Below are 1177 nucleotides of genomic sequence, written 5' to 3' on the forward strand. Positions count from 1 at the left end.
GTTCTTCGCGCAGCTCGGCCCGGAGTGGGCGGGGCTGTCGCTGACGATGCCGCTCACATCCCAGCCCCGTTCCGGAAGGCTGGAGATGATGCGACCGCGAGAGCCGGCCTTGAGCCAGAGCATCGGCGCAATCCGGGCGAAGGCACGGTTGCGGCGCACCTGCCGGGGCGCCTCATAGGTCAGGGTGAAGAACGCCGCGTTCTCCTCGAAGCCGTCGGCCATGGGGAACTCGTCAGTGAACTTGTACTCGCCCTTGATCGGGTCGCCAGCCGGAGTCCTACCGGTGATCGCAGCGGTGATACGAGGTTTGGTGACGTAGTCGCAGATGCCCCACTGCTCCCACTCTGCATCCCCGGGACGGAGCCCCTGCATTCGCAGGCCCACCTGCTCATCGGCGGACACCTCGTTGTTCGTCACGCTGATGCACTGACGGCGCCCACCGTCCTGCTTGTTTAGGCGCATGACGGCATGAGCCGTCGTGCCCGAGCCGGAAAAGAAGTCCAGTACGACAGCGCCCGGCTTCTCCTTCACGTAAAAGCGAAGGGAGTCCTCTACTGCGTAGAGCGATTTGGGGAATGGGAATCGTCGGCCAGGTAAAAATCCACTGAGGAGTCTTGTTCCATGCTCAGAAGCAGAGTGCGCTGCTAGTGCCCACTGCGTGGTAGGAATTCGGCTTGCGGTCACTGTAGATTGCCCCTGAACGCTGATGACGCCTCTCTCGTCCTTACTGACCTCTCCAAACGCGCCTTCCAGGACCTTCTTCTGCTCCCCTGACTTCAGGTACGAGATAGCCGTCCTATCGCCCTTGAGGCGTCCGGAACGCAGGAACCCTTCCATGAGCAGGAGGCGTGCAGTCTCAGCACCGACCTGCCAGCGCCCCTCCGTTCCATCGTCACGGAGCGGCCACACTGCGACCGTTCCCTGGGGCGCTGAGTATGAGGCTCTATCCGAGTCGAGGGGAAGCGGATCGCCAATGGTGGTAATGGCTCCGTCATGCGCGTTAATTAGCACGGGGTAGAACATGCTTGGGCGGTCGCGGCGGGAAACTCCGGTGCCAGAACGGATCATGCTTACCCATCGAAGCTTGTCCGTCGTGGTCGCCCGCGACCCCTGCCACTCGCTCGTGAGCGGCTGGGGGCTAGGCGATGCTCCCCCCAATGCAACAAAGAATATATAT

Annotated in this window: 1 protein-coding gene; it reads right to left on the minus strand. The window is 62.1% G+C overall.

The features are described from left to right. Positions 1-1068, minus strand: a 1068-nt coding sequence (locus AB0N07_RS51530) for a DNA methyltransferase (protein ID WP_365847971.1), incomplete at its 3' end; no start/stop codon positions are given. Between the last annotated feature and the right edge of the window lie 109 nt (positions 1069-1177).

Source organism: Streptomyces sp. NPDC051172, assembly GCF_040682555.1.
Classification (GTDB): Bacteria; Actinomycetota; Actinomycetes; order Streptomycetales; family Streptomycetaceae; genus Streptomyces.